Origin of the sequence: Ktedonobacter racemifer DSM 44963, from assembly GCF_000178855.1 — a bacterium.
GTDB lineage: Bacteria > Chloroflexota > Ktedonobacteria > Ktedonobacterales > Ktedonobacteraceae > Ktedonobacter > Ktedonobacter racemifer.
Genome location: NZ_ADVG01000004.1, coordinates 2,014,080 through 2,039,023, shown reverse-complemented (window position 1 = coordinate 2,039,023; position 24,944 = coordinate 2,014,080). Strand labels below are relative to the sequence as shown.

21 protein-coding genes and 1 pseudogene are annotated in these 24,944 nt (G+C 53.6%); 17 read left to right on the top strand and 5 right to left on the bottom strand.

Annotated features, from left to right (window positions below; translation table 11 throughout):
* The first annotated feature begins 1 nt into the window (after position 1).
* Positions 2-556 carry a TetR/AcrR family transcriptional regulator gene (locus KRAC_RS50525; protein WP_211221482.1) on the top strand — a complete coding sequence of 185 codons (555 nt, stop codon included), beginning with the start codon at positions 2-4 and terminating at the stop codon, positions 554-556.
* 183 nt (positions 557-739) lie between these two features.
* On the opposite strand, the gene KRAC_RS50520 is transcribed toward KRAC_RS50525, so the two are convergent.
* Positions 740-2,098, bottom strand: a complete 1,359-nt coding sequence (locus KRAC_RS50520; protein ID WP_007920616.1) for a helix-turn-helix domain-containing protein — start codon at positions 2,096-2,098, stop codon at positions 740-742.
* Between the two features lie 327 nt (positions 2,099-2,425).
* Between KRAC_RS50520 and KRAC_RS50515 the strand changes: the two genes are divergently transcribed.
* The 6 genes from KRAC_RS50515 (at position 2,426) to KRAC_RS50490 (ending at position 9,616) form a co-directional block, all read left to right on the top strand.
* Positions 2,426-3,754 (top strand): ABC transporter substrate-binding protein, encoded by a 1,329-nt coding sequence (locus tag KRAC_RS50515; protein ID WP_007920615.1) that lies wholly within the window; start codon positions 2,426-2,428, stop codon positions 3,752-3,754.
* Positions 3,755-3,929: 175 nt separating this feature from the next.
* Positions 3,930-4,799, top strand: a complete 870-nt coding sequence (locus KRAC_RS50510) for a carbohydrate ABC transporter permease (RefSeq protein WP_244422549.1) — start codon at positions 3,930-3,932, stop codon at positions 4,797-4,799.
* Positions 4,796-5,662: a carbohydrate ABC transporter permease gene (locus KRAC_RS50505; RefSeq protein ID WP_007920612.1), complete on the top strand. Its 867-nt coding sequence runs from the start codon at positions 4,796-4,798 to the stop codon at positions 5,660-5,662. Before KRAC_RS50510 ends, KRAC_RS50505 begins: the two co-directional genes overlap by 4 nt.
* 20 nt (positions 5,663-5,682) lie before the next feature.
* Positions 5,683-6,741, top strand: coding sequence for a Gfo/Idh/MocA family protein (locus tag KRAC_RS50500; RefSeq protein ID WP_007920611.1), 1,059 nt, complete (start codon positions 5,683-5,685; stop codon positions 6,739-6,741).
* Positions 6,741-7,574: a sugar phosphate isomerase/epimerase family protein gene (locus KRAC_RS50495; protein WP_007920610.1), complete on the top strand. Its 834-nt coding sequence runs from the start codon at positions 6,741-6,743 to the stop codon at positions 7,572-7,574. Before KRAC_RS50500 ends, KRAC_RS50495 begins: the two co-directional genes overlap by 1 nt.
* 167 nt (positions 7,575-7,741) lie before the next feature.
* Positions 7,742-9,616, top strand: a complete 1,875-nt coding sequence (locus KRAC_RS50490; RefSeq protein WP_007920609.1) for a glycoside hydrolase family 15 protein — start codon at positions 7,742-7,744, stop codon at positions 9,614-9,616.
* A 92-nt stretch (positions 9,617-9,708) separates the two neighbouring features.
* On the opposite strand, the gene KRAC_RS50485 is transcribed toward KRAC_RS50490, so the two are convergent.
* The 3 genes from KRAC_RS50485 to KRAC_RS50475 form a co-directional block, all read right to left on the bottom strand.
* On the bottom strand, positions 9,709-11,160 hold the full coding sequence (locus KRAC_RS50485) for a heparinase II/III domain-containing protein (protein ID WP_007920606.1): 1,452 nt from the start codon (positions 11,158-11,160) through the stop codon (positions 9,709-9,711).
* Between the two features lie 13 nt (positions 11,161-11,173).
* Positions 11,174-11,533 carry a hypothetical protein gene (locus KRAC_RS72995; protein ID WP_007920603.1) on the bottom strand — a complete coding sequence of 120 codons (360 nt, stop codon included), beginning with the start codon at positions 11,531-11,533 and terminating at the stop codon, positions 11,174-11,176.
* A gap of 235 nt (positions 11,534-11,768) precedes the next feature.
* Positions 11,769-12,749: a CapA family protein gene (locus tag KRAC_RS50475; RefSeq protein WP_007920601.1), complete on the bottom strand. Its 981-nt coding sequence runs from the start codon at positions 12,747-12,749 to the stop codon at positions 11,769-11,771.
* Between the two features lie 446 nt (positions 12,750-13,195).
* On the opposite strand from KRAC_RS50475, the gene KRAC_RS50470 reads away from it, so the two are divergent.
* Both KRAC_RS50470 and KRAC_RS50465 read left to right on the top strand, forming a co-directional pair.
* The gene (locus KRAC_RS50470; protein WP_157508048.1) at positions 13,196-13,702 is read left to right on the top strand and encodes a hypothetical protein; all 507 of its coding nucleotides are present in this window, start codon (positions 13,196-13,198) and stop codon (positions 13,700-13,702) included.
* Between the two features lie 210 nt (positions 13,703-13,912).
* Positions 13,913-15,520, top strand: a complete 1,608-nt coding sequence (locus tag KRAC_RS50465; protein ID WP_007920594.1) for an ISL3 family transposase — start codon at positions 13,913-13,915, stop codon at positions 15,518-15,520.
* A 16-nt stretch (positions 15,521-15,536) separates the two neighbouring features.
* On the opposite strand, the gene KRAC_RS50460 is transcribed toward KRAC_RS50465, so the two are convergent.
* On the bottom strand, positions 15,537-15,914 hold the full coding sequence (locus tag KRAC_RS50460; protein WP_007920593.1) for a nuclear transport factor 2 family protein: 378 nt from the start codon (positions 15,912-15,914) through the stop codon (positions 15,537-15,539).
* A gap of 309 nt (positions 15,915-16,223) precedes the next feature.
* Here KRAC_RS50460 and KRAC_RS64205 point away from each other — a divergent pair.
* The 8 genes and pseudogenes from KRAC_RS64205 to KRAC_RS50425 all read left to right on the top strand — a co-directional run.
* Positions 16,224-16,394, top strand: a pseudogene (locus KRAC_RS64205) (IS607 family transposase); the annotation flags it as partial.
* Positions 16,395-16,471: 77 nt separating this feature from the next.
* Positions 16,472-17,767 (top strand): RNA-guided endonuclease InsQ/TnpB family protein, encoded by a 1,296-nt coding sequence (locus KRAC_RS50455; RefSeq protein ID WP_007920591.1) that lies wholly within the window; start codon positions 16,472-16,474, stop codon positions 17,765-17,767.
* A gap of 182 nt (positions 17,768-17,949) precedes the next feature.
* A complete protein-coding gene (locus KRAC_RS50450) occupies positions 17,950-18,642 on the top strand; it encodes an HAD family hydrolase (protein WP_007920589.1) in 693 nt (230 codons plus the stop codon).
* Between the two features lie 831 nt (positions 18,643-19,473).
* Positions 19,474-20,118, top strand: a complete 645-nt coding sequence (locus KRAC_RS64200) for an RNA polymerase sigma factor (RefSeq protein ID WP_007920582.1) — start codon at positions 19,474-19,476, stop codon at positions 20,116-20,118.
* On the top strand, positions 20,115-21,437 hold the full coding sequence (locus tag KRAC_RS50440; RefSeq protein WP_007920580.1) for a WD40 domain-containing protein: 1,323 nt from the start codon (positions 20,115-20,117) through the stop codon (positions 21,435-21,437). Before KRAC_RS64200 ends, KRAC_RS50440 begins: the two co-directional genes overlap by 4 nt.
* Positions 21,438-21,588: 151 nt before the next feature.
* Positions 21,589-22,992, top strand: coding sequence for an ABC transporter substrate-binding protein (locus KRAC_RS50435; RefSeq protein WP_040447480.1), 1,404 nt, complete (start codon positions 21,589-21,591; stop codon positions 22,990-22,992).
* An 89-nt stretch (positions 22,993-23,081) separates the two neighbouring features.
* Positions 23,082-23,993, top strand: a complete 912-nt coding sequence (locus tag KRAC_RS50430; protein WP_007920577.1) for a carbohydrate ABC transporter permease — start codon at positions 23,082-23,084, stop codon at positions 23,991-23,993.
* Positions 23,990-24,916 (top strand): carbohydrate ABC transporter permease, encoded by a 927-nt coding sequence (locus KRAC_RS50425; RefSeq protein ID WP_007920576.1) that lies wholly within the window; start codon positions 23,990-23,992, stop codon positions 24,914-24,916. Before KRAC_RS50430 ends, KRAC_RS50425 begins: the two co-directional genes overlap by 4 nt.
* Positions 24,917-24,944: the final 28 nt, after the last annotated feature.

Sequence of the window (24,944 nt, the reverse complement as noted above, 5' to 3'; positions counted from 1 at the left end):
TTTGGATAAGGCGGCCGTGGTGGAGGCTGCGGCAAAACTGGTTGATGAGGAGGGGATAGAGGCACTTTCACTGAGCCGCCTTGCCGAGCGTCTGGGAGTGCGAACTCCTTCCTTATATAATCATATTGGAGGGCTACCTGGACTCAAGCAGGAACTCACGCGCTCATGTCTGCGCGATTTATCGGAGACCATTACACGCGCAAGCGTGGGCAAGTCACGTGCAGACGCCATCTTTGCCTTCTCTGATGCCTATCTAGCCTATGCCAGGAAGGCGCCGGGGCGCTATGCTCTTACCCAGCAAGCGCCCTCGCCATCCGACCAGGAGACCCAGGCCATCGCCAGGAAAATTATCGAGGTGATCCGAGCCATCCTCGCACCCTACAACCTGAGTGAAGAAGAGAGTATCCATGCTATTCGCAGCTTGCGCAGCATCGTACATGGCTTTATCTCTCTTGAAGCCGCCGGAGGCTTTGCCCTCCCAGTCGATCGTGACGTCAGTTTCCACTGGCTTATCAATCTATTCATTTCAGGCTTAAACGATTCTCATAAACAATAAACAGGGTTAAGGCTGAGAAATAGTATCTCTTTCACCTACTTTTAAAAGAGTAAACTGACACATAAACCAGGGCTCTGCCTGAAACTATGCTCAGGCAGAGCCCTGGTTTATGTGTCAGGCTGTCATTGGATAAATTGGTTCAACGTCATGCGCTGCTAACGCAGCGCATGACGTTGAACCAATTTATCCAAGCCTCTTTGTCTGCAGGGCGGACTGGGCATATTCCACGATGGCAGAGGCATGGCTATCATATGGGGCCCTGGCCTGGATCTTTTGTGCCAGGGTAATGCAGCGCGGAATGATATAGAGGCGGTCAGTCTCCAGCGCCTTATCAAGGGAACGCAAGGCATACTTTTGGGTCGTCTCTAAGTCTCCCAGAGCCTCATACGCGCTGGCAATATCATGGAGAGCGCTGGCATGGCGATTGCTTGAAAGCGCATTGGCGTCAATCGATGTAAGCTGTTCCAGTGCGAGGACCGGCTCTCCAACTTTTAAGAGACAATTTCCAGCAAAGGCTTTGACGCCCACTGTATTGAAATCTGTGTAATATGGATCATCGGCCTCCGCCAGGTGCGATACGTCATGGGCGATCTCAAGGGCCTGCGCAATCGAGGTCTTACACTCGTCCGCGTTCTCCTCGGTGGCGGCAATCGCGGCATTCACTATCGAGAACCAGCCTCGTATGGGATGCGCCCCGGCATACTCTCGCGCCTGGTCAAGGAGCTGGCGCGCGCCCTGGGGATTTTGCTGCCAGGTAAGATATAAGTGTCCCAGATGCCCGAGAGCTGCCCCCATCAAATATGCATCGCCGCTATACTGGGCCGAGGCTATCGAAGACTCATTCCAGGTGCGCGCCCGACCAAGCTCACGTTTTCTGCTGGTCGCCTGCCGTGCCAGCAATTGAGACTGCGCTTGAATGCGCCACAACTCGCGGCGAGATCCCTCATGGAGGGTATTCTCAAGCGCGCTTTGAATCAGAGCAATATGACCTCTCAGCCCATCCTCAATGGCGACCCCCGCGCGATGCAGGGCGCGATACTGCTGGGTAATGTGCGCCAGGTTTTCAATCGTTGACGCCGACACTTTTTGGATCTGGCCTGGCCTCTCTTGCGTGACGGCAGAAAGATAGAGTGATGCCTCAGAAGAGGTGGTAAGAGCAATCCCTGCCACCCCAAGCGCCTGGAGAAAGAAACGCCGTGAATGATTCATATCAATCTCCTCTTGTTCGAGGTTTTGCGCCGCTACTTGCATCTTCTGGATGATTGCCTGCAACATATCCAGGTCATGCACCTGTTGCCTGATCTCTGGCTCAGGCTGTGATTGGTAAGCAGTCTCGCCTCGTCTACGTTGGGGGACTAAGCCCAGCTCATCGGCTGTTTTCCCATAAAACGCGCAGAGCCGTTGTCGCGACCCTGGATTTAGCGGATACCCCTGCTCAGCGCGCAGGACGGTTCTAAAAGAGACGTTCGCGCCTTCCGCGACTTCCTGCATCGAGAGATTCAGGCTCTCACGAAGTGTGCGCAAAGCATCATTGGTGTGCATCTACTACCTACCTTCGCAATATGACTATTTCACAGTGTACTGATCGCGAGCCACATTGTCGATATAATTTCTTGAAAACAAACCCATCCATAAGTGACTGGCACAAAACTGGCACAAAACTTTCACTTGAGTGACATCGATTCTCCTTGCACTTATACGCATGTTTAATTTATATTATCACAATAAAGGCTCGCTGATTTGTGATTCTTTATGTTGACACTTTTTGAGTATCATTAGAGCGGATGTATTTACCTGCCTACCTCCTACATTTCTGATGCTACGAAAACGGGTCAAACTCAGCTTAATGCCCAAGAAGGAAACAATACTATGAAAACAATTCCCCGACGCGCTTGCTCCTGGCTGTTTTTGCTCATGCTGCTATCGCTCCTACTTGGGGCATGCGGTGGTGGTGGCAGCACAAGCCAAACCCTCCATGTATTGATAGGCTATAACACGACCTTTCATTCCCAGCAGCAGCAGTGGATGCAGCAAATCTCCAACGAGTTCCAGAAATCAACTGGTGCCACTATTGCCTGGGATACCTTTAGTGGTGCCAGCGAGGAACAGACAAAGATACAGAGTTCCATTGTCACTGGAAGCGGCCCCGATGTATTTAGTATGGGCACCACGTTTGTGCCCACTGCTCAGGCCACGAAAGGTTTCACCACCCTCACTGATCAAGACTGGCAGGCTGTAGGTGGAAAAGACAGGTTCTTCAAGCAGCAGCTTTCGATGTCTGGAATATCGCCCAGCGAGCAGATTGCCGTTCCCTGGTTAATGCGCCCTTATGCTATGGTCTACAACAAAGAGCTGTTTCAGAAGGCTGGTATTACTACTCCTCCTACGACCTGGAACGAGTTCATCCAGGACGCTCAGAAGATGACGAATCCCTCCGCTGGCGTTTATGGAACCACAATGGACCCCTCGGATTCGTACGATCCATGGAAGATCTGGTGGATGTTCGCCAAACAAATGGGTGGCAATTTTATTTCCCAGGACCTCAAGACAGCACAAATGAACTCGCCAGAAGCGGTGAACGCCGTCAAGTTCTGGTTTGACTGGGCAAATACATACAAGATAGTCGATCCAAACTCGCTGGCGTGGAAAGCAAGCAATGCCGTGCAAGCCTTCGCCAATGGCAAAGTAGGCATGCTTATTATGGTGACGCCTACGGTCTTGCCGACGCTTCAGAAGTCAGTTGTAGCCAATAAATATGCCTTCGCACCTATGCCAACTGTTCCTTATGGCATGCAGCAGATGCCAGCAAATGGCGTACCCGCCGAGACCATTGTTTCCGGTGATTCACTCGCTGTCGCCGACTATTCTAACGTGAAGGACCTGGCGTTCAAATTTATCAACCTGGTAACAGACAAAGAGCACCAGCTTCAGTGGACCAAAACCTTTGGCGATTTACCTGTGAACGTAGAAGCTGCGAACGAATTGGCAAGCAAGGACACTCAGACTGCGGCCTTTATCAAGGCAGAACAAGGGGGCACGCCCACTCCATTTACTGGCGCCTGGGCTCCACTTCAGATCTCACTGGCCGGTGTGAGCACCAAGCTGGCAAACGAGGCGGTGACAAACCGCTATGATCCATCCCATATCAAGCCACTGCTGGACCAGGCCAATCAACAAATCCAGGGCAAGTTGCACTGAGGATTGAGCCCTGCATGGAGTAGAGGAGACTCGTGCCCAGGTGCGAGTCTCATAACCCTGGGAGGTGACAAAGATGTCTATACAACCTATTTCAGAAAGAGCGCTAGCGACTCCTTTGGCACTGAGGCCTAAACGCGGTAGAAATAATGCCCCTAGCCGACGACCGTTGTGGCTTATGTGGCCAAGTATTGTATTGGTTGTCACAATCATAGGCATTCCTTTTCTGATTGCCGTATATATTAGCTTTCTGAATCTCGATCAGTATACACTGCGGAGTTGGCTTCACGCCCCGTGGGTTGGGCTTAGCAACTACATCTCAGCCCTCACCTCCGGTAATGTGATCGGAGCCTCTGCCCTGACATCTCTAGGGGTGAGTCTCGCTTTTTCCTTGCTGACGACCCTGCTCATCACACCTATTGGTATACTGGCGGCTCTGACTGTCAATACTCAGTATCGTGGCCGTACACTTATTCGCGCACTGTATCTAATTCCGTATGTGATGCCCGGGTTTGTGACCGCGCTCGTATGGCGCATGATGTTCTTGAACAGAACCGGGCTGGTTGACCGCTTTCTTGCCGCGATACATGTAGCAGATATCAACACCTACTGGTTGTTGGGGCCCAATAGTTTCTGGGCCATGGTCATTACGGATGTCTGGGCCTCGTGGGCGTTCATCTACATCATGGTTCTGGCGGGGTTGCAGTCGATCCCTCAAGAGGTCTATGAAGCCGCTGAGGTAGATGGGGCAAACTCCTGGCAGAAACTTACCAGAATTGTCTTGCCACAGCTACGCCCCCTTCTGGGGCTTGCCCTGCTGCTCTCGACGCTGCATCATTTCAACAATTTCACCTTGCCATTTGTGCTATTCGGCACGCCACCTCCTGTACAGGCCGATGTGCTGCCTCTCAATATCTATGTTTCCTCATTCCAGTCATTTGATTTTGGGATCGGTGGTGCTATGTCCGTGATTACACTCATCCTCATGCTAATTCCTGGGTTTATGTATATTCGGGCTTTACGCCTGGGAGAGGCGACAGCATCATGAGAAAACAGAGAGATGCACAGGACATCCTACCGCTGCCAGTACGCGTTGTTGTCATTGCGATCCTGCTGGCCATTGCTTTGATCCCTATAGCCTATACACTCTTGCTCTCGGTCACTCCAGATACTGAGATCAGCACTGGAAGCCTGATTCCGTCCCAATGGGCTTTTAGCAATTATATTGAGATGTGGTCTACGGTAAGCCTCGCGCAAGGCATGAGCAATAGCCTGATTATCTCGGGAATAGCAAGCGTGATTGCGGTGGCTTTGGCTGTTGGTGCCGCTTACGTCATAACCAGGTTCAAGTTTCGCGGACGCCTCATTTACCTGTACTCGCTCATTGGTCTGCAAACGGTTCCGGGTGTAATGCTCCTGCTTCCGATTTTCGTGCTGTTCTCTTCAATACAAGCGCTACTTCATTTGAAGCTCGTGGGAACATACCCAGCGGTAATTATTACCGATCTGACGTTCGCGCTCCCGTTCGCTACCTGGCTCATGGTCTCGTATCTCGGAAGCATACCGGTAGATCTCGAAGAGGCTGCCCTCGTCGACGGAGCCACAAGGTTACAGGCTCTCTGGCGCGTTATTGTACCGCTCGCTCTTCCAGGCATGGTGGTTGCCCTGGTCTTTTCCTTCCTGGCGGGTTGGAACGACGTACTCTTTGCCAGCGTACTCACGTCTCCCGAAACACGAACTATCGCCGTGCAGTTGCAAGCCTTCAGTTCGGCTCAGGAAGGCGGGGCCTTGCCTCTGTATGGCCAGTTGATGGGGGCCGCCATCGTGAGCGCCCTACCGGTGGTCATCTTATACATGGTCTTCCAGCGCTACCTGGTTGGAGGGCTGACCGCTGGCGGAGTAAAGGGATAGAAAGAGAAAGGAAGAATACAATGAAAAAAATTCGCTTTGGCATTATTGGCTGTAATGGAATCGGTCGGACACACGCAAAAGCCATCGCCAGCCTGCCCGATGCGCAACTGGTCGCAACCGCCGATATTGTTCCTGAATACGCCCAGCAGCTGGCGGACGAATTTCAGGTAAAGCCCTATAGTAGCGCGCAGGAGATGCTGGCAAACGAGGAACTCGATGTCGTCGATGTCTGCACACCCAGTGGCTATCACGGAGAAGGCGCTTGCCAGGTCATGCGTTCCGGGCGGCATGTCATTGTTGAAAAGCCGATGGATATCAAGCTGCCAATCATTGAAGAGATGCTACGAGTGCAGCGCGAGACCGGGGTAAAAATGGCCGTCATCAGCCAGCACCGCTTCGATGCCGCCTCCCAACAAGTCCATAAGCTGGTTGAGGAGCATGCTTTTGGCCGCCTGGTGCTCGGGAACGCCATTGTCCCCTGGTGGCGCTCGCAGGCCTACTACGACAGTGGCGCGTGGCGCGGCACCTGGGCGCTTGATGGTGGTGGTATCCTGATGAACCAGTGCATCCACTCGATTGACCTCTTGCAGTGGTTGATGGGGCCAGTAAAGAGCATTCAAGCGTATACGGACACGCTGGCGCATACAATGGAGACCGAAGATGTGGCGGTCGCGGTCCTGCGTTTCGCTAGTGGTGCCCTGGGAACCATCAGCGCCACCACAGCCGCCTATCCCGGCGTTGGCACCCGCGTCGAGGTCTTTGGGACCAGGGGATCCGCGATTATTGAAGACGACCAGCTAGGCTATTTGCACCTGGCCCGCGATGATAGCAAGGAGGTTGGCGCGTACGGCGTTGGCTCCAAAGAGCATGGTCGCCCCAAGGCGGAGACCGCCGCCGCGGCGGGCCAGGAACCCTCTGCGCTCTCCCTGAACAGCCATGCCTTGCAGATAGCCGATATGATGCGGGCCATTCGTGAGGATGGCACCCCGCTCGTTGATGGCTATGCCGCGAAGCATCCCGTCGAGATCATTTTGGGTATCTATGAATCGTCCCGCACACATAAGGAGGTAACGCTATAATGATTCGTCTCTCAGCCTTTGCCGACGAAATTTCACCCGATCTGGATGAGCAGATCGCCGTCCTTAGTAGCGAAAACATTCACTTCATGGAACTGCGTGGTGCCTGGAATACGAATGTGCTGGACTTCAGCGACCAGCAGTTGAAGAGCATTAAGGAGAAGCTGGATGCGCATGGTATCGGCGTTTCGAGCATCGGCTCTCCCATCGGGAAAGTCGCTATCGATAGCCCATTCGACGAACACCTGCGGCGTCTTGAGCGTGCGATTGAGGTCGCGCATGTCATGCAAACACCCTTTATCCGTATGTTCTCCTTCTACCCTCCCAAAGGGAGTGACGCCGCCAATCCACCCGCATACCGCGACGAGGTGCTAAAGCGACTACATGAAATGATCGCGCGCGCGCGCGCGGCGGACGTCGTCCTCCTCCACGAGAATGAGAAGGACATCTATGGTGACACCATCGCGCGTTGTGTCGATCTTTTCCAGAACTGTGGCGACAAAGCGTTTCGCTCAATTCTGGATCCCGCGAACTACATCCAATGCGGACAAACGCCCTATCCCAATGCCTATGAGGCGACCCGCCCCTGGCTCGACTACGTCCATGTGAAAGATGCCGACGCCGAGGGCAAGGTCACACCCGCGGGCGATGGGGCCGCGCGCTGGTCCGAACTTTTGCAGCGCCTGCGGGCCGACGGCTATGATGGCTTTCTCTCACTGGAACCTCACCTGGCCAATGCGAGCCAGTACAAGGGTTTCAGCGGACCAGATCTCTTCCGCCGCGCTTCTCAGGCCTTACAGAAAATGCTCCAGGCCATGGACTGGCAGTACGCTTAAACTTCTCCTGTAGCCGCATACCAGCCCAGGTAGCCACGTACGCCAGTAGCGGATCCGCTACTGGCGTACGCGGCTACCTGGTGGGCTGGTGCGATAATTCTTGCCTGCCTTATACTGCAAGGAGAAGGAAGAGTTGAGAGTCAGTCTTCAGAGAGAAGGGAACCCCTATGTCAAAAACACAAGCGAAACGGGTCCAGGCGTCCACAGAGATCTCCTATCTTCCGATTGAAGCGTATGGCATGATTGGAGATCTCTACACCGTGGCCCTGGTAGGGAAAAATGGCTCAATTGATTGGTGCTGTCTCCCTGATTTTGACTCTCCAAGCGTTTTTGGCGCGCTGCTCGATGCCGAAAAAGGAGGATCATTCCGTATTGCTCCTGTCGGTGAAGAGCCGTTGAGTACGAAGCAAATGTATTTCCCCGAGACAAATATCCTGATAACGCGCTTTATGACGAGCGCGGGAGTCGGCGAAGTGACCGATTTTATGCCCATCAAACGGAGAGGAAGTGAGCATCATGAGCATCACCTCATCCGCATGGTGCATATTGTACGTGGATCGCTCACCTTCCAGCTCACCTTCCGCCCCGCCTTTAACTATGCCCGAGACACGCACACGTTAGAAATGACCAAGCATGGAGCCGTCTTCCGTAGCCCCGCTTTGACGCTGGCCCTCTCCTCCTCAGTACCTCTGACCGACGATGGGCAGCAGGGCGCACTGGCAACGTTTACGCTCACCGAAGATCAATCCGCCATCTTTACCCTGGATAGCGCACGCGACCAGGATCTTCTCCCTCACCCGGTAACGCAGACAGAATATGACGTACAATTTAAGGAGACGCGGCGCTATTGGCTGCGCTGGATCAGCCAATGCCAGTATCAAGGGCGCTGGCGCGAGGCGGTCCAGCGCTCCGCCCTGGCCCTCAAGCTGCTGACGTATGCACCAACAGGCGCCATTGTGGCCGCGCCGACCACCAGCCTGCCCGAAGGCATCGGTGGCGAGCGCAACTGGGATTATCGCTTTACCTGGTTTCGTGACGCAGCCTTTACCCTGGATAGTTTGCTGGCTCTGGGCTTCACTCAGGAGGCCGAAGACTTTATGGGCTGGCTGGGCGCGCGGATACATGAGTTGCATGAGGGGGGAGAACTCCAACCCATGTATACCATCCACGGTGGACACGAGATGCCCGAAATTCATCTTGACCACCTGGAGGGATACCGCCAGAGCCGCCCGGTGAGGATTGGCAATGGCGCTGCCACACAACGCCAGCTAGACATTTATGGCGAGCTGCTAGATGTCATTTACCTCCATACGCATTATCGGGGTCCAAGTTATAAGGGCTGGCAGCAGCTCTGTCAGCAGCTCGACTGGCTGGCTCAGCACTGGCAGGAGCCGGATGAGGGCATTTGGGAGGTACGCGGTGGGACCAGATATTTCCTGCATTCGCGCCTGATGAGCTGGGTGGCCTTTGACCGCGCCCTGCGTATCGCGCGCGAGCGAGGCCTACCCGCCCCACTGGAGAAGTGGCAAGCAATCAGTATGCAAATCTATCACGAGATTATGGAAAAAGGCTGGGATGAGGAGAAAGGCAGTTTTGTGCAGTATTACGGTGGCAAGGCTGTGGATGCAAGCGCGCTGCTGCTCGCGCTGACCGGATTTCTGGATGCTCGCGATCCACGTATGGTGAAGACCATAGAATGCATTCAGCGTGAGCTCACGCATATGCCACATGTCTATCGCTATGATGTCGGCACGGCCGCCGATGACGGCTTAGCGGGCCACGAAGGAACGTTCAACATCTGTAGTTTCTGGTTGATAGAGGTTCTGGCCCAGGCTGGTCGCCTGGAAGAGGCACGCCTCTCCCTTGAACACCTGCTGTCATATGCCAATCATCTAGGCCTCTACTCCGAGGAGCTTGCCGCGACCGGCGAGGCCCTGGGCAATTTCCCCCAGGCCTTCACCCACCTGGCCCTGATCCACGCCTGCCTCAGCGTCGATGAGGCCATGAAGAAGGGAATAAGTCAGCTCTACCTCAGCCTCTAGCGATGTGTCGTTGTAAGGGAGAGCGATGAGGGATCTGGGCTGAAGTGAGAGGTTTGCAGATCCACAATCCCCCTCGTTGCTTCTCCCTCGCTTTAACAGATCAGCTTTTCTTTGCAACACAGCTGCATCCGTACATATACATCGGCCTCTAACCCCTCTGGCAGCGCAATGGTCAGGCGTTTCAGTACCTGCGTTTTATGGTTGGCCTGGCTTTGCTCTTCCAGGTGTTCCAGGCAGAATTGCAATCCCTGGGGCTGTTCGATGGACAGGCGCAAATTATGGTGTTGGCCGTGGAGGATGGCAATGGCTCCGTTGACTTCGCAGTCCAGCCAGGTAATAAAGGCTTCTTCGACCTGGTGGCTTCCCTGAGCAAACTGAAAATGGTCGTGTAGCCAGACACCACCCACCCCGGCTCCTCGCGTGATCACACACAGTTCGCGGCGGGCGCTAAGCAGATCTGGACAGGGGTAGGCTGCGGCAAATTCGAGCGCGATCCGTTTTTCTCCATCCGAGTCGCTGGCGTCCGCGCTTCCCTGGAGCGCTCCGGAGAAAGCGCGGCCAGTCCCCTGCAACAGGCCATCGATGCGTGGGACGCTGTGCCCGTAAGAATTGGCGAAAATGTTCTCGTAACGGCGCGGTCCGAAGTAGTCCCGCGAATAGAGTCCCCGGCCAGGGTCCGTCAGCAGATTTTCGCCGGCGACGTGCAGAAGGAAGCTGCCAACATCATTGTGATTGTGCTCTTCGTCGTTGTGCCCCGCTTTGACGCTCAACACAACCGGCGCCCCCTGCTCAGTTTGCGTTACCAGCCGCGCGGTCCCGCCCGCTGGCAGTCGAGTGCCCTCTGGTGGAACGCAGGCAGGCTGGCTACCGTCCCACCAGAGGATATCGCGCAGCATCATGGGCAGGCGCCAATTGTTGTCCGGGTCTTCTGGCTGGGTAAGCAGATTGAGTAGAGTTAACTCGCCAGTACGCAGCGCCAGACGCGTGATGATGCCAGGATGAAAGCCAACATATTCATCGCAGTCGGCGAAGCTGGCAAAGTTGGCGACAGAGAGTTGCATTTTCGCGGGAAAGGCCGCGATCAGCTTCAACTTCTTGCCCGCGAGCAGATCGATCTGGCCAGCACTACACGCGTACAAAAGCTCTGAGAGAGCCACAAGGTTGAACAGGCCATAATGCCAGTAGGCTACCCCCTCGCTTGAGCTGCCGTCTTCCGCAAAAGCCGTTTCCACAAAGGTGTGCAGCCCGGTGAGTGCAATTTCCAGGGCGCGCTGTATTCGCTCCGGCTCCGGCTCCAGCAGAAGGAAGGTTGCCGCGACCGAACTATTGCAAACGCCATTCCAGTTGCTCGCCCCCTGATACCAGGTATGCAGGTGAAAGAAACGCAGATACGGCTCGAAAATTCTGTGCTCAATCTCCGAGCGGACCCGCTGGCGCACCTCCTCATTAAGAGTCTCGCCGAGCAGGAGGAGAGTTTCGGCCAGCAAATAGCCCGTTTCGGCGACAAAGAGATCGATCAGATCCCGCTCATGGGCCGGAAGCACCCAGTTGCTCTCCTCACAGATGCTCCAGAGATAATCCTGTACAACCTCGCGTAAATCTGTCTGGCCGAGGAACAGACGCAGCGGCGGCGGAGAGGCGTGCCCGCTTGAGAAAATACTCGGCCTCATAGGGACTGCGCTCTCCACTCTCGCGAAATAGGCGATACGCTGTATAGGTGGTCTGCGGGATTGTCTCGATCTCGGCCAGCAGGAACTCCGTCTGCTGGAGCACACGCTGGGTTTGCGGCGCATGCTCCAGCCGCTGCCGCGCTGAACGCGCCTCCTCCACTTCAGGTAAAGCCAGACCTCGCGTGGGCAGCAGTTTTTGCAGTTGTTGTGCTGCCGCGCCGAAAATGGATGATAAAGAAGATGCCATGTGCCCTTGCCTTTCTAATCATCTGTCTGATAGGTTCCAGGAAATATGCTCATCTCTCAATCCAGCCTCTCTTCCTCTCCCAATGAGTACAGACTCTCGGCAACGGGAAGCAATCCGCCTCATCACCGTCGATTTCCCCGCTCCGCTTGATCCATACAGAGACAGAATGTTGTAGCTGGTGTGTTCGTCAATCGCGTTCCGAAGCTGCATATCCATCGCTTCCAGATGCGCATGTTTAATATATCTGGATCTCTAGAAACGCATCCTGCTCATTCCATACGGTTGATGTTCGCAGTTCCGTACAGAGCTTCTGCATTGTCGCCACCACGATCTCCCTCTCTTGATCCCACGCTCGCCGTGCTTGAAAATCTTGAATCACCGTAGGATAGAGCCGTAGCCCCCTGATCCTCTGATCCTCTACCTCCATCAGAAAAATGAAGCTAAGATCGTTGCGCTCAATAGGATCAACCGCATAATCGTCAATAAAATCACCAGCGCAATACAGAATCGGTCTCTCTTTGTACAGCTCGATTCCGCGCACTACATGACCGGAATGGCCAAAAACAATGTCAGCTCCCTGCTCGATCAAAGAATGCGCAAAGGGGACCTGCCCCGCTGGAGGGGTATAACCCCAGTTTGGTCCCCAATGAGCCGATACGATCAGCAGGTCCACCTTCTCTTTCGCTTTCCTGACGATCTCCAAGAGTTCTCCGGCCCGCTCATCCTTCAAGTCAATAGGCACATACCACACTCCGGGCAGTTCTTCAGTTGCCTCCCATTCTGACTGGTTATCCGTCAACGCGATCAGCCCCAACCTTTTCCCCTGTGCTTCCCACACCGCCACTTCGGAGGCCTCAGTCTTCTTTCGGCCAGCCCCCGCAGTGTAAATGCCAGCAGCACGCACCACTTCAAGCGTCTCAAATAATCCTTCGTAATGAAAATCAAGAGCATGATTATTGGCAAGCGACACAGCAGTAATATGAGCCGCCTTGAGGACATCTACATTTTTTGCATCTGAGCGAAAGTGAAACACTTTGGGGGTCGCTCTCCAGAACGATCCATGATCCGCCAGGGCACATTCGAGGTTACAGATGCGCACGTCTGCCTGCTGGAAAAGAGATAATGTATCCCCCCACGGATAGGTTGGAGGCTCTTCCATTAAAATCTGATTTATGAGCCGCCCCAGCATCACATCGCCAACGAAGAGAAGTCGCATATGCCTTCTCCTTCCTCGCTATGAACCATTCAATCTGCCTTGACTCTTACTGCCTTCTCTCCCTTGAATTATATATCTTGCTGTAGATAAATGTATTCAAAGATAAAATTTGTTACGTATTTGATACAATGCACGAGGTGGACCGCTTCCACCTTAAATTCTTTGGTAGACGTCTTTTGCTCTTTTGCCATGATGCTCACGCTCCTTGGTGAAGCTCTCTCTTTTCAAGTTTCCTCACTCCACAAAGGTGGGCCATGGTCAGAATTACTTGCACATTTCATTAGTACGCTTATACCCCGTTCCTCTTGTAAGTCTATTTCTGAATTTGTTGGGTCTGTGTGACATGGACGATCGTGACTTCGCTGGCCGGGATCCAAGCCTGGCGATGGGAGAAGTTGATCTCATACCACAGGGTAGTGGAGTTATCCTGCACGATGGTATACCTGATGAAATTGGTGACGACCGCACTGGAATGGACATATGAAGCTGGTAAGACCGATGTGAAAGAAGAAACGCTAGAGCAAGCTGCCGAGCTGCTCATACTTCGTCGCGATACGTTTCGGATTATTGATGGTGCAGGGCCAAGCGTCGATGACCAGGACGCATCGTCTGAACGTTCGGCACAGGCCGACCTGATTGATGAGGAAAAGGCAAGCCAGGCGCCTTCTCCAAAACCTGAGCAGGATACTTCCCACAAGGGAGTGGAAAGCCAGAAGCAACCTGTCACGCAGCCGAAATGCACCTTCCATGGGGAAGTTCCCATTGATCTCCAGCAATTTCTGGAGAGTGGCGTTCCCCTGGTTGAATGCCCCGATTGTACCAGCACCAGCGCACTTTCTCCACACAAAGGAGTCCTCCACTTTAAATCTCACAAGCGGCGCAAAACGCGCTCAACCTCAACAGAACCACGATGGGCCAGGCGCGAAATGATCTGGGCAGTAGTGAGCGAGTAACGTGTGACACAAAACATTCATTGGCAGTCCAAAGGCGATGATGAAGTCGTAACGTTTTTCAGACGATTGCACTGGTATCCTTGTTTTGTAACTGGTAAATGACCTGAAAAGTGGTTCTGTCTCACTCTTGGTGATTTAGGTTGCTTGCTTTTTTCATCAATAGATCGTTCTACATGCAGAAATCCATAGATGTAGAAGGATCTGGTGAAAATGGAAGTGAAGCAAGTCGCAGCTCTCCCAGAGAGATTAGAAGTGACAGATATTGAGATGGTTGATGGAGTGCTTACCATTATGGCAGTTTCCATACAAGCACGTCCAGCTTGCCCGCTCTGTGGAGAGCCTGCCACACGGGTTCATAGCTATTACACCCGCAAAGTCGCAGACCTTCCTTGTAGTGGACGGCAGGTCCGTTTGTTCATCCACGTGCGAAAATGCTTTTGTGATGCGCCCGACTGTGCCCGAAAAATTTTTGTAGAGCGCCTGACGCCTTTCGTTAACACCTTTGCACGAGTCACACAGCGTTTGTATCAGATCGTGCAGATTATCGGCTTGGCAACTGGAGGGAGGCTTGGCGTGCGTGTCACAGATCGTCTGGAGATACAGACCTCACGCCACACCATTCTCCGACGCATCATGGCGCTGCCTACAGAGCCAGTTGGAGCAGTTTCACAGATTGGCATTGACGACTTTGCTTTCAGGCGTGGTCGCAAATTTGGCACAATCATCGTGGATTTACGCACACATAAGGTGCTCGACGTGTTGCCAGATCGGACGGCTGACACTTCAGCCGCCTGGATGGCAACCCACCCAGAAATTGAAGTAGTGAGCCGAGATCGAGGAGGAGACTACGCTGCCGCAGCCAGGAAAGCGGTTCCAGAAGCCACGCAGACGGCAGATCGGTTTCATGTGTTGAAGAACCTTGGAGAGGCTCTGGAGGGAGTCCTCTCACGTCATCTTGCCGCTTATCGCAGAGGCCAAGCCGAGAAGTCAAGAGCCACTCCCCTCGAAACTACCCAACCTGTCAAGCCGCTGAAATCGAGTCCGAAGGCAGCCGCGCTGAGCCAGGCGAAGCGAGAGGAGCGCCTGGCTACATACGAGCAAGTCGTGGCTTTACGGAAACAGGGCTTCTCGCAGACAGCCATTGCCAACCAGGTTGGAATCGGCCATGCCACCGTTTCGCGCTGGCTGCGCAGTGATGCCTTTCCCCAACAACCACCACGTCCGCGAAAAAGCCGCCTTGATCCCTATCTCAAAGAGGTTACCAAGCGGTGGGAGGCAGGCTGTCACAACATCGCTCAGTTGCATCGGGAGTTGGTTGCTTCTGGTGTTCCCCTGACCTACAAGATTGTATACAAGCAACTGGTTCGTTACCTTCCAGAAGGGCGGAAGAATGCCCAAAGGCCCGATCAGCTTCCACGGCCTCCTGTGCTAGCACGACAAGCTGTCTTCCTGTTTCTTCGCAGACCTTCGGAACTGGAGGCCGACGAACAAGAAACGCTGGCGCTGCTCCAGTCTCTGCACACGGAGATGAAGCTGGCCTACGAGTTGGTTCAGCAATTCGCTCAGATGTTACGCACGCGCACAGGAGAACAGCTCGACGACTGGCTCGAACGGGTAAAAGCCAGTAAGATTCGCGAACTTCAGGGCTTTGTTACTGGTGTGGAACGAGACAAAGAAGCAGTGACAGCAGGGCTTACGCTTCCCCAAAACAATGGTTTGGTCGAAGGGAAAGTCAATAAGCTCAAGCTGATCAAGCGGATGATGTTCGGGAGAGCTGAATTTCCTTTGTTACGCCAGCGCGTGCTCCATGCGCTGTAACGCGCGAAGCCGGAGATCACCCCTTCCACTCGTACCGGGGTGCCGTCATGGCATATTCTCGAAGATGAATGATTTTCCCTTGGCTCACCCGTGCCAGGGATGCTCCCTCAAATCCGCCCAGGCCGCCCTCATGCCGACATTCAAAGTTCCATTCAAAGAAACAGGTCTCATCCGTGGCAAAGAAGGAAGTGATATCCCACCGCGTGACAACATTACCTGGAGCAAACCAGGAATCAATCCATCGAGCGATCATGTCGCTGCCTCTGTAGGTTGGTCCGTAGGATTCAATGATCACGCAGTCGGGATCGAGCGTGCTCAAAATTTGTTCTCGATCTGCTGTTATCCACCCTTGAACATAGGTAAGGATCAACTGGTGAGCAGTTGCATCGGGCATAGGGCCTCCTCTTAAGAAGTGTTCTCGAAAGAGCAGAGTCTTCCACGCCGTATTCTATACTGGCACAACCCCTTTGTCCAGTTCGAGCCCCAAGCAAGCGAGCTGAATCACCAAGAGTGGGCCAGATCCACTTTTCGGGGCATTTACCAGTAACACGCGCCTCACTGGACTCTGGGGAGCCAGGATGCACAAGGTTGGAAACGAGGTTTGGCCCTGAATTCAAGCGGCTTTAAACGAATTTCCGAATAGACCTAAGGAGATACATACTAGGTATTGACAACGTGTGCGAAAGTAAGTGAGAATAAGTAGATGTACGCAGTCGTACCGTTTGCCAAGCAGGTGGATGTCAGCGTGAAAACAGTGCAGCGCTGGGACCGAGAAAGCAGGCTCAAAGCCAAAGGAACGCTTTCTGGGCGTCGCTCCTCTCATGAGGTCGATCTGACCACGGCGCTCAACCTTCCGAAGCTGCCAGCCGCTCGCTGAACGATCGCCACTTGCCGGGTGTCGAGTCCTGCTCAACTGGAATTCCCGCAAAGCGGGAGAAAAGGCGCTCAAGGATGAAAACCGCGCACAAGATCCGGATGAACCCCACCCCTGAACAGGTGGAGTATCTCAAACGAGCCTGTGGCACGAGGCGGTTTGTCTACAACTGGGGACGGGAGCAGTGGGAGAAGCAGTATCAGGCGTATACAGCTGAGCAGGAAACCGTTCCCCAAGAGCAGCGCGTGCTCAAACCGCCACATGCCCTCGCACTCAAGAAGCAATTCAACCAGATCCGGGAGCAGGAGTATCCGTGGACCTATCAGGTGACGAAGTGTGTGGTGGAAGGTGCGTTCGATGACCTCAAGAAAGCGTATGACAACTTCTTTGCGGGCAGAGCGAACTACCCGCAGTACAAGAAAAAGGGGAAGTCGCACGAGTCGTTTTATCTCTCCAACGATAAATTCACCTTGGGAAGCCATTGGATCTCGATTCCCGGACTTGGCCGCTTCATCCTCGATCAGCGCCAAACGAAGAAGGACCGCGGCAAGCTCTTACGCAAACTGGGAACGGTGAACCTCGCCGAAAAACTGCGCTTCGTCGAAAAGGGGAAAGCCACCACACCCAGGAAGAAGCGCAACCAGCGCAAGCACGTCGTGTGCGAACGGGTCAAGATCCTGGGGGCGACGGTCTGCTGTGAAGCGGGGCACTGGTACGTCTCCATCCAAGGAGACATCACACGGGAGCGCCCCACAACGCCCGAAGCAGTGGTGGGGGTGGATGTGGGCGTAAAGCACGCTGCTGTGGTGAGCGATGGGCGCAGGCTTGAGAACCAAAGGCCTTTAGCGCTCCATCTCAAGAAACTCGGCAAGCTGCAACGCCAACTCAGTAAGAAAGAGAAGACGAAAGACCCGCAAACCAGGCGCACCGTGTTCAGTAAGAATTACGAGAAGCAACGACTCAAGGTCGCACGCAAGCATCAGCAGATCGCCAACATCCGGCGGGATGTCCAGCACAAGTTCACGACCGAACTGGCGCGAACCTGTGGGGCCATCGGCATCGAAGACCTCAACATCCTGGGGATGATGGCCAACCGGAAGCTCTCGCGTGCCGTGGCCGATGCCGCGATGGGGCAACTGTTGCAGTTCCTCAAGACCAAAGTGGCCAACGCCGGGGGAGAGCTCTTCATCGCCTCGCGCTGGTTCCCTTCGACCAAACGCTGTTCGTGCTGTGGGCAGGTCAAAAAGCGCATGCCGCTCAAACACCGCACCTATGAGTGCGTGGCCTGTGGGCTGGTGATCGACCGGGATCTCAATGCCGCCTTGAATTTGCTGTGGTTCGCAACAGAAGAGCTTCGCCAGCTTCACGCGTAAAGCTGGCCGTCCTGGAGAGTGGCTACCGCCGGACGTAAAATGCCTGGGGAGTTGATGTGAGACCAAAACGGGAGGGCCGATCCAAAGGTTCCCGTGCGCTGGCTATCGACGATGAAGCAGGAAGAACTGACCGCTCGGGGGTGTTTACACACGTTCGAGTATGAGAAAGGTAGCAGTATACATTGTTGCCCATAATTAAAGCTGTCACTTTTGATGCGGGAGACACCCTAATACACCTCTGGGTGCATAAGACGAGGCGTTTCGCATACTTGTGCGAACAAATTGGCATTACATTAGCACCTGATGCAGCAAAGTTGGCTGCTGTTGCCTGTGAACGCTTTTTTCAAGAGCGCTATAAGGGGCCAAGCAAGCACTTGGAATGGTGGCTAACTTACCATGTAGTTGGGCTTCAGGCTGCTGGCGTTCAAGGGAATCTCAGACAATTGGCTCAAGATATACATGAAGTTTGGAACCAGCTACCAGAGACGTGGGTTCTTGATCCTGAAGCCATTATCACATTGGAATGCTTGCGTCAACGCGGTATTCGTCTTGCTGTAATATCCAACTGGGATGGAAACCTTCGCCAAACTTTGCAGGATCTCAATATCCTTTCCTATTTCGAAATGGTTCTTGATTCGCACGTCGTAGGGGTCCGAAAACCAGATCCTGCGATTTTTCGCATGTTCTCGCAGGCTTGTAAGCTAGAACCCGCGCAATGTATCCATGTGGGAGACAGTCCAGATGCGGATGAATTACTGGCTTTGTCCGTGGGAGCCGTCTCGGTATTATACGACCCACTGGAATGTTTCCCTTCTAAAGGAGGGCACCGCATTTCCGAACTCAGCGATGTAGTAGAGTTCTTGGATAAGGTGTAAATCCCAACAGTATTATGGCAAGAATCCCACAATTATCCTGATGAACACGCTATCCCGAGCGGCTTGCTCACCAGGATAATTGTTGTAAAAGCACCAGTTTAATGTTGTGATTTACAACAACGCCTTGCAGTTCTGTAGACAAGCACGAGTGCTAGCTATTCGTCCTCTCGATGAGCAAGTATCTGATACTGAATCTATCTCTACCAGCTTCGAGAAAAGCGGCCGCAAGTTGAGAAGCTGGCGATGGAGGAACACACAAAACTCCTTGGGAGTTTCCCAAAAAAGCAATGAATGGCCGCCTCGTTTTGACCATTCATTGCTTTGGGTCACATAACAAACTTTTCTGCTCGAATAGAGCCTAATTTACAAAATGGTGATGGAAGAACCCAGATGAGAAGCGGTTTCTCCAGCCTCGGCAGAGAAGATTCCTATGTTTCACGCTGATTTCCCAGGTTTCGCCCTAAAAAGCGTCGAACATTCACGCTATTTACTAATTGCGAGAAATGAGGTCATCACACACTCCAGCGCAAAGTCAGCACTACTCCAATGCAAAGTCAAATTTACTCCAGTGCAAAGTCAAAATCTACAACTACACCTCAGTATGAGTTTTCGCCAAGAACTCAAAGAATTGTCAGGTTTTGGGCGGGAAGTGAGTCATAATAAGTAGACAGGAAAATACCCTTTCAAGCATGCAGGTTCTTTGGTGAAACGGCGTCGCGAACTGCACTCATGAATTTGAATCTTTCAAGAGATATGCAGCGCATCAATAAGTGAGGATAGAGCGAGGGATAAACAAGCAGACAAGGGTGTCTGCTCACAAGGAGCGTGGCAATGGCGTATTTGATTGAGGATCAGTCATTCCCAGATGCCGAGAGGAACGGGAGTGGTGCAGCGGTCGAGAATGAGGTGATCGCACTCGTGACCCAGGCCCAACTGGGCGATATACGGGCCTTTGAAGCTTTGTATGAATTGTACAATAGCCAGATTAGCAGATACCTGAGCCGGATGGTGGGGAATGATGGCGTTGGCTGCGAGCTGACGCAGGAGACCTTTGTCAAGGTCTGGACCTACTTACCCGGCCTGCGCTCACCAACGCATTTTCTCGGTTGGCTCTACCGCATCGCGACCAATTGTGCCTATACCTATTTAAAGAAGCACGCCCGGCACAAAAAAGAGTTATCGCTTGAGATCTACCTGGAACAATCCGATGATCTCTATATCGAAGGGCCTGAGAAGAGGGTTGAAGAGCTAGAACTGCTGCGAATGGCGTTGGAGAAGGTCTCGCCCACCTATCGCCCCTGCCTGATTCTTCATCTCATTGAGGATCTTCCCCAGAACAAAATCGCTGAACTACTTGGTATGAAGGAAACTAGTGTGAGCAAATATGTCAGTCGAGGTTTAAAGGATCTGCGCCAGATCTATCGCAAATATGTGGATACCTATAGCAAACCTGGCATGGGAGGAAAAGCGCAATGAATCTCTTTTCTCAGTGTGCCAGGTGGAAGGAGAAGCTGGCGCTCAAGCCCGAAGATCTCTCCGTCGCCGAACAAGAGGCGTTAGCAGCACACCTGAAAACGTGTGCCTCCTGTCGCCAGGCGCGAGAGGATTATCTGTTTTTTGCTTCAGCACTGAAACGTCTCCCTGCCCCTAGCGTACAGCCCATTCCGCGTATCTCGCTTTTGCTAGAACAACATAGTCAACAACTAAAGCATGAAGATACCCCGGTGCGTAAGTCGGCACAAAGTTTTGCCGACATCCAGTCGCGTATAAACCATCCTAACGTCCATCCAACGCAACGCTGGCAGCGAGTCTTCCCGTTTCTGGCAGTGGCATGTATTCTCTTTGGCGTCATGCTACTGGGGAATTTCTACCTGGCCGCCACGAATTTAGCCAGCCAGGTGGGGGTCGCGGTTACGACCTACCGCCAGCACACAGATTTTGTCAGCGCGGTGGCCTGGTCGCCCGATGGGCAATATGTTGCCTCCGCGAGCTGGGATGGCACCGTCCATGTCTGGAAGGCAAAGTCGGGTGAACTGGTCAGCGTCTATCATGGACATGCAAAAGTCGTTGATACAGTCGCCTGGTCGCCTGATGGACGCTATATCGCCTCGGGTAGCTGGGATCATACCGTCCAGGTCTGGGATGCCTTCACTGGTCAGAATCGCTTGACCTATACCGGACACACTGCGGAAGTCACGACGCTAGCCTGGTCACCCGATGGGCATGATATCGCCTCGGGCAGTTGGGATCATACTGTCCGTGTCTGGACCGCCTATACTGGCCAGACCCTGCTCACCTACGATAATCGCAAGGAACTGGTTAGCACATTAGCCTGGTCACCTGATGGCAAAAAGATCGCTTCGGGTGGGCACGACGACCATGTGCAGATCTGGGATGCCCATACAGGCTATACCTATCTCAACTATGCATACACCATTAGCGATCCCGTAGATAGCCTGGCCTGGTCACCCGATGGCAAGAAAATCGCGACTGGGGGCCGTGATACCACCGTCCAAGTCTGGGATGCCACGACTGGTCAACGCCTCTTAACCTATCATGGGCATAGTGGAGAGGTGATGTCGGTGGCCTGGTCACCCGATGGGAGCAAGATCGCTTCAGGCAGCCGTGATACCACGGTCCAGGTCTGGAACGCCAGTACGGGCCAGACTCTTTTGAGCTATCGAGGGCATAACAATGTTGTCGATGCCGTCGCCTGGTCGCCCAATGGCAAGAAGATCGCTTCAGGCGGTGAAGACCACTCGGTCCAGGTCTGGAACGTAGAACCAGGACCATAGGGTTTCTCATACATAACCGCTGTGAGAAATAGGGACAAATGTACCTTCTCACCGCCTCTATGGCCAATATGGCCTATTTGAATCCATTTGTAGAGTTTGTCCCGTTTCTAATATATGAATACTACGCGCAGAGAAGCGCAAGGAGGGTCTCATGTTTATCTTTGATCGTCAACGTCGTAAAGAAATTGATCAACTCGTAGAGGATTACACTGCCACCCGCAGTATGCCACGCCGCGAGTTTTTGCAGAAAGCCACGGCGGCAGGGCTGAGCGTCAGTGCCGCATCGGCCCTGCTGGCTGCCTGCGGTGGCGTTCCGGCTGGCAATGGCGCAAATAACGGCTCGCCCAGCAAAGTGAAGAGCATCGATCTGTTGACGCAGTGGAGTGGCGAGGAGCTGGACTCCTTCAAGGCCATTACCTCGGCCTTTACCAAGAAAACCAATATCACCGTCAACATCGAGTCTACACGTGACGTCAACGCCGTCCTTTCGACACGTCTGCGGGGCAATAATCCACCCGATGCCGCTGGTATGCCGGGTATTCCCCAGTTCCAACAATATGCCAGCCAGGGGAAACTGGTCAAGCTGGACGCGTTTTTTGATATGAGCAAGATCCAGCAGAACTATGGCAAGGCCTGGATCGACCTGGCATCTTATCAGGGCACGCTCTATGGCGTCCTTCCCAAAGCCAACACCAAAGGGACCGTCTGGTATAGCCCCAAAAACTTCCAGGATGTTGGTGGCTCCATTCCCCAGACCTGGAACGATCTGATCGCGGTCTCGGATAAGATCGCCAATGCCGGCAAATATCCCTGGGCGCTGGGTATCGAGAGCGCGGCCTCCAGCGGCTGGCCTGGAACCGACTGGGTCTCAACGATCTACATCAAAAAGTACGGCCCGGACATGTTCGACCAGTGGACGAGCCATAAGATTCCCTGGACGCATCCCAGTGTCAAGGACGCCTTCCAGATGTTTGGCACCATCGTGCAGGGCAAGCACTATATCAATGGCGCGCCCCAGGCCATTCTGGCTACAAACTTCCAGGATGCGTCCTATCAGCCTTTCGCGACTCCGCCTAAAGCCTACATGTACTTCCTGGGCGACTTTACCGCCGGATTTATCCAATCCCAGTATGCTAGCCTGAAGGCTGGTACCGATTACACCTTCTTTGACTTCCCCAGCATTGAGGACAAGTACAAAGGCAACGTGATCGGTGGCGCCGATATTATCGCGGCCTTCAAAGATAACGATGGTACACGCCAGCTTCTAGAGTACATTTCGAGCGCGGAGGCGCAGACCATCTGGGTCAAACGTGGTGGTGCGACCTCGGTCAACAAGGCCGTCCAGTCGAGCGATTATCCGAATGCTATCGCGAGCAAGGCCGCGCAACAGATGATCAATGCCTCAGCCGTACGCCTGAGCGCGGGCGACCTGGTTCCTGGAGCACTACAGACCGCCTTCTGGAAAGGTATTGTCTCCTTTGTCAGTGATCCCAAGTCGCTGGATAGCATTCTCAGCACACTTGAAAGCTCCGCTCAACAGGCATACCAGTCCTAAGACGTGGTTGGTAGGTGGTGTGTGTGGGTGTGCGCTGGCAGCCGCAGGTTGCCAGCGCACACCCACACCACAGATAAAGGATGCAGGGTATGGCAACACAGCAAGTCACAACATCTCCACGTACAAGGAGAACGCGTAGCTCCAATTACTGGTGGGCGCTGGTATGGATCGCACCCGCCCTCATCCTGGAGATCACGTTCTTCCTGTATCCATTGTTCAATACGGTTATTCTGAGCTTTTACAATAGTACCTCAACCACCTTTGTGGGCCTGAGAAACTATCAGCAGGTATTTACCAATCCGGCATTCCTGGAGGTCATCAAAAATAACCTGCTCTGGCTCGTGCTGGCAACCATCTTAACGGTCGGACTAGGCCTGCTCATCGCGGTCCTGGTGGATCGCGTCAAAATTGAGAGCATTGTGAAATCGGCGCTCTTCCTGCCTATGGCTATCTCGTTCGTTGCGGCTGGCGTTATCTGGCGCTTTGTGTATAAGTTTGATCCCGCCGATCAGCCACAAACGGGACTACTCAACGCCGTGGTCACCTTCTTTGGTGGTCAGCCTCACGCCTGGTTGCAGGACTCGACGCTCAGCAACTTTATGCTGATCCTCGTCTACACCTGGATGTGGACCGGTTTCTGTATGGTCATCATCTCGGCGGCCTTGAAAGGCATTCCAGACGAGATCCTGGAGGCGGCAAAGATCGATGGCGCGAACCGTTTTACGCTCTTCTGGCGTGTGATGGTTCCGATGATCCAGTCGACCCTGGTGGTCGTCCTGACAACCATGATCATCAGCATTCTTAAGATCTTTGACGTGGTCTATATTATGACTGGCGGCAACTTCCACACCGATGTGGTAGCCATGGAGTTCTATAATCAATTGTTCCAGTTTAACAACTATGGCCTGGCAAGTGCCCTGGCGGTTCTGCTACTGATAACGGTTATCCCCGTGATGTATATTAACGTGCGCAGAATACGGGAGGAGGAGGCGTTACGATGAGCACGACAAACACAGAACAGGTCGTCACTTCAGCGCCGAAGCTGAAGGAGCCAAAGCAGGAGCGTTCAAACCTGGGACACTTGCTGGCACGCAGTGTCAGCAGTGGACTCGTGGCTGCCCTGGTCGTCGCGATTGGCCTCCTCTGGTCGGTCCCTACCTTTGGTCTCTTTGTCAGTTCCTTCCGTCCACCCTCCCTGATTAATACGACCGGCTGGTGGACAGGCCTTGTTCCGCCCTGGCAGTTTACCATCCAGAACTATATGGATGTGATCCAGGCTCAAGGCTTTGGACGCGCCTTTCTCAATAGCATTATCATCGCCGTTCCCGGCACAATTTTCCCGCTCCTCGTTGGAGCCATCACAGCTTATGCCTTCGCCTGGATGAAGTTCCCATTACGGAACTGGATCTTCCTGGGGATTGTCGCGCTCCAGATTATTCCGCTGCAAATTGCCCTGGTTCCCGTCCTGGGTCTCTATACCATGTTGGGACTCAACGGCCAGTATGCCGCCGTCTGGCTGGCACATACCGCCTTTGGTCTACCCTTCTCCATCTACCTGCTGCGCAACTTCTTCGCAGCATTGCCAAGCGATCTGATGGAGTCGGCACATATCGATGGGGCCTCGCATGTGCGCATCTTCTGGAACATCATTCTTCCACTCTCGGTGCCAGCACTGGCCTCACTGGCCATCTTCCAGTTTATGTGGGTCTGGAACGATCTGCTAATCTCATTGATCTTCCTGGGAGGTAACCCCCAGAACGCACCGATGACCTTGATCATCGCCAACCTGGTCAACACCTATGGCAATAACTATCAAGTGCTGACCGCGGCGGCCTTCATCTCAATGGCGCTACCCCTGGTCGTCTTCTTCTCGATGCAACGCTACTTTGTGCGTGGCATCCTGGCAGGCTCCGTCAAGGGCTAGCCATCTCTAGCCATCTATAATACCCCGA

Coding starts and splice junctions, on each gene's coding strand:
- KRAC_RS50520 (WP_007920616.1), bottom strand. CDS start 2,098: ATGCACACCAATGATGCTTTGCGCACACTTCGTGAGAGCCTGAATCTC.
- KRAC_RS50515 (WP_007920615.1), top strand. CDS start 2,426: ATGAAAACAATTCCCCGACGCGCTTGCTCCTGGCTGTTTTTGCTCATG.
- KRAC_RS50510 (WP_244422549.1), top strand. CDS start 3,930: ATGTGGCCAAGTATTGTATTGGTTGTCACAATCATAGGCATTCCTTTT.
- KRAC_RS50505 (WP_007920612.1), top strand. CDS start 4,796: ATGAGAAAACAGAGAGATGCACAGGACATCCTACCGCTGCCAGTACGC.
- KRAC_RS50500 (WP_007920611.1), top strand. CDS start 5,683: ATGAAAAAAATTCGCTTTGGCATTATTGGCTGTAATGGAATCGGTCGG.
- KRAC_RS50495 (WP_007920610.1), top strand. CDS start 6,741: ATGATTCGTCTCTCAGCCTTTGCCGACGAAATTTCACCCGATCTGGAT.
- KRAC_RS50490 (WP_007920609.1), top strand. CDS start 7,742: ATGTCAAAAACACAAGCGAAACGGGTCCAGGCGTCCACAGAGATCTCC.
- KRAC_RS72995 (WP_007920603.1), bottom strand. CDS start 11,533: ATGGCATCTTCTTTATCATCCATTTTCGGCGCGGCAGCACAACAACTG.
- KRAC_RS50475 (WP_007920601.1), bottom strand. CDS start 12,749: ATGCGACTTCTCTTCGTTGGCGATGTGATGCTGGGGCGGCTCATAAAT.
- KRAC_RS50470 (WP_157508048.1), top strand. CDS start 13,196: ATGAAATTGGTGACGACCGCACTGGAATGGACATATGAAGCTGGTAAG.
- KRAC_RS50465 (WP_007920594.1), top strand. CDS start 13,913: ATGGAAGTGAAGCAAGTCGCAGCTCTCCCAGAGAGATTAGAAGTGACA.
- KRAC_RS50460 (WP_007920593.1), bottom strand. CDS start 15,914: ATGCCCGATGCAACTGCTCACCAGTTGATCCTTACCTATGTTCAAGGG.
- KRAC_RS50455 (WP_007920591.1), top strand. CDS start 16,472: ATGAAAACCGCGCACAAGATCCGGATGAACCCCACCCCTGAACAGGTG.
- KRAC_RS64200 (WP_007920582.1), top strand. CDS start 19,474: ATGGCGTATTTGATTGAGGATCAGTCATTCCCAGATGCCGAGAGGAAC.
- KRAC_RS50440 (WP_007920580.1), top strand. CDS start 20,115: ATGAATCTCTTTTCTCAGTGTGCCAGGTGGAAGGAGAAGCTGGCGCTC.
- KRAC_RS50435 (WP_040447480.1), top strand. CDS start 21,589: ATGTTTATCTTTGATCGTCAACGTCGTAAAGAAATTGATCAACTCGTA.
- KRAC_RS50430 (WP_007920577.1), top strand. CDS start 23,082: ATGGCAACACAGCAAGTCACAACATCTCCACGTACAAGGAGAACGCGT.
- KRAC_RS50425 (WP_007920576.1), top strand. CDS start 23,990: ATGAGCACGACAAACACAGAACAGGTCGTCACTTCAGCGCCGAAGCTG.